The organism is Cellulosimicrobium sp. BMG9.23, assembly GCF_059159985.1.
In genome coordinates this window covers 1-3649 of sequence record NZ_JBZGBZ010000021.1, presented here as the reverse complement: position 1 = coordinate 3649, position 3649 = coordinate 1, and the positions used below count along the sequence as shown (strand labels likewise).

1 rRNA gene is annotated in these 3649 nt (G+C 58.8%); it reads left to right on the top strand.

What is annotated here, in order from left to right:
• Window positions 1-481 precede the first annotated feature (481 nt).
• Window positions 482-3585 (top strand): 23S ribosomal RNA (locus tag AC4H2G_RS21530).
• Window positions 3586-3649: the final 64 nt, after the last annotated feature.

Genomic DNA, 3649 nt, shown 5'->3' with positions numbered 1-3649 from the left:
GGGTGGGTGCTGCTGGGGGGTGTGTGGTGGCCACGGCCCACGCCGTTCGCGTGTGGGGGTGGTTGCTCATGGGTGGAACATTGACGAAAGAGCGTCGGTCTCGCTGGTGTCAGTACCTGCGTCGCTGCCGGTCGTGGTCGTGCCGTGCCTCTTCGGGGGTGGGTGCGGGTGCGTGGGTGGTGGTGTGGTGGAACATCGCGGGTGGGTCCGGGGCTTGTCGAGCACACTGTTGGGTCCTCAGGTCACCGGCCACGTGGTGGTGGTGCCTGGTACGGGTCGGTCCGTGGATCACGAACCGCTCACCGAGCTGGTCTTGGTGGGTAGGCGGGTCCGTGGCGGGTCGGGGTCGTTGGTTGTTTGAGAACTGCACAGTGGACGCGAGCATCTTTGAAAAGATCAAGATGCAAAAAGCTCGGATGACGCCTTCGGGTGTGTCCGTGGTTTTTGTTCTTGGTCTCTGCGAATAGATTGTAGTGTGTGTGTCGAAGTTTTTAAGGGCACAGGGTGGATGCCTTGGCACTAGGAGCCGAAGAAGGACGTCGTAGCCTGCGATAAGCCTCGGGGAGCTGGCAAACGAGCTGTGATCCGAGGGTTTCCGAATGGGGGAACCCCGTACGAGTCATGTCGTGCGACCCGCACCTGAATATATAGGGTGTGTGGAGGGAACGCCGGGAAGTGAAACATCTCAGTACCGGCAGGAAGAGATATTCCGTGAGTAGTGGCGAGCGAAAGCGGATGAGGCCAAACCGGGCGCGTGGTAAAGCTGTCAGGCGTTGCGTGTCCGGGGTTGTGGGACCCTTCTGGTGGATCTGACAGTCCACCGGGGAGTCAGAAAGCCGTGTCATAGTCGAACCGCATTGAAAGGCGGACCACAGACGGTGCGAGTCCGGTAGACGAAATGGTGCGGCCTCCCGAAGGGGATCCCAAGTAGCACGGGGCCCGTGAAATCTCGTGTGAATCTGGCAAGACCACTTGCTAAGCCTAAATACTACCTAGTGACCGATAGCGGACCAGTACCGTGAGGGAAAGGTGAAAAGTACCCCGGGAGGGGAGTGAAATAGTACCTGAAACCGTGTGCCTACAATCCGTTGGAGCCTCCTTGGTTGGGGTGACAGCGTGCCTTTTGAAGAATGAGCCTGCGAGTTAGTGCTCAGTGGCGAGGTTAACCCGTGTGGGGAAGCCGTAGCGAAAGCGAGTCCGAACAGGGCGATACAGTCGCTGGGTCTAGACCCGAAGCGAAGTGATCTAGCCATGGGCAGGTTGAAGCGCGGGTAAGACCGCGTGGAGGACCGAACCCACCAGGGTTGAAAACCTGGGGGATGACCTGTGGTTAGGGGTGAAAGGCCAATCAAACTTCGTGATAGCTGGTTCTCCCCGAAATGCATTTAGGTGCAGCGTCACGTGTTTCTTGCCGGAGGTAGAGCTACTGGATGGCCGATGGGCCCTACAAGGTTACTGACGTCAGCCAAACTCCGAATGCCGGTAAGTGGAAGCGTGGCAGTGAGACTGCGGGGGATAAGCTCCGTAGTCGAGAGGGAAACAGCCCAGACCACCGGCTAAGGCCCCCAAGCGTGTGCTAAGTGGGAAAGGATGTGGAGTTGCACAGACAACCAGGAGGTTGGCTTAGAAGCAGCCACCCTTGAAAGAGTGCGTAATAGCTCACTGGTCAAGTGATTCCGCGCCGACAATGTAGCGGGGCTCAAGTACACCGCCGAAGCCGTGGCATCTGCGCGTAACTCAGGCCTTCGTGGTCCAGAGGCGCAGGTGGGTAGGGGAGCGTCGTGTGGCCGGTGAAGCCGCGGGGGAACCCAGCGGTGGAGGCCACACGAGTGAGAATGCAGGCATGAGTAGCGAATGACGGGCGAGAAACCCGTCCGCCGAATGACCAAGGGTTCCAGGGCCAGGCTAATCCGCCCTGGGTAAGTCGGGACCTAAGGCGAGGCCGACAGGCGTAGTCGATGGACAAGGAGTTGATATTCTCCTACCGGCGAAGAACCGCCCATACCGAGCCCGGTGATGCTAACCGCCCAAACCTGTCCACCGACCCTTCGGGGTCACCGGACAGGGGAGCGCGGGACCCGAACCGGTAGTAGGTAAGCGTATTAACAGGGGTGACGCAGGAAGGTAGCCCGGCGTGGCGATGGTAGTCCACGTCCAAGGCTGTAGGCCGTCGGGTAGGCAAATCCGCCCGACACCAGGCTGAGAGCTGATAGTGAGCGCGTATGCGCGAAACGGGTGATCCTATGCTGCCAAGAAAAGCCTCGGCGCGAGGTTCTAGCCGCCCGTACCCCAAACCGACTCAGGTGGTCAGGTAGAGAATACCAAGGCGATCGAGCGAATCGTGGTTAAGGAACTCGGCAAAATGCCCCCGTAACTTCGGGAGAAGGGGGGCCCGAAACGTGAACCGACTAGCTCGGGGAGCGTGGACGGCCGCAGAGACCAGGGAGAAGCGACTGTTTACTAAAAACACAGGTCCGTGCGAAGTCGCAAGACGATGTATACGGACTGACGCCTGCCCGGTGCTGGAAGGTTAAGAGGACGGGTCAACCCTCGGGTGAAGCTCAGAATTTAAGCCCCAGTAAACGGCGGTGGTAACTATAACCATCCTAAGGTAGCGAAATTCCTTGTCGGGTAAGTTCCGACCTGCACGAATGGCGTAACGACTTCTCCGCTGTCTCAACCGCGAACTCGGCGAAATTGCACTACGAGTAAAGATGCTCGTTACGCGCAGCAGGACGGAAAGACCCCGGGACCTTTACTATAGCTTGGTATTGATGTTCGGTGCGGCTTGTGTAGGATAGGTGGGAGACTGTGAAACCCGCACGCCAGTGCGGGTGGAGTCAACGTTGAAATACCACTCTGGCCGCTTCGGATGTCTAACCTCGGTCCGTGATCCGGACCAGGGACAGTGCCTGGTGGGTAGTTTAACTGGGGCGGTTGCCTCCTAAAATGTAACGGAGGCGCTCAAAGGTTCCCTCAGCCTGGTTGGCAATCAGGTGTCGAGTGCAAGTGCACAAGGGAGCTTGACTGTGAGACTGACAGGTCGAGCAGGGACGAAAGTCGGAACTAGTGATCCGGCGGTGGCTTGTGGAAGCGCCGTCGCTCAACGGATAAAAGGTACCCCGGGGATAACAGGCTGATCTTGCCCAAGAGTCCATATCGACGGCATGGTTTGGCACCTCGATGTCGGCTCGTCGCATCCTGGGGCTGGAGTAGGTCCCAAGGGTTGGGCTGTTCGCCCATTAAAGCGGTACGCGAGCTGGGTTTAGAACGTCGTGAGACAGTTCGGTCCCTATCCGCTGCGCGCGCAGGAAACTTGAGAAGGGCTGTCCCTAGTACGAGAGGACCGGGACGGACGAACCTCTGGTGTGCCAGTTGTTCCGCCAGGAGCACCGCTGGTTGGCTACGTTCGGAAGGGATAACCGCTGAAAGCATCTAAGCGGGAAGCCTGCTTCAAGATGAGGTTTCCATACCCCTCGGGGTGAGAGGCACCCAGCAGAACACTGGGTAGATAGGCCGGACGTGGAAACGGGGACCAACGACCCGTGCAGCTGACCGGTACTAATCAGCCGACAACTTCAACACCAACACACTCTTGCTATGCGTCCACTGTGCGGTTCCCGAACCACCAACCCCACCACCCCCCACA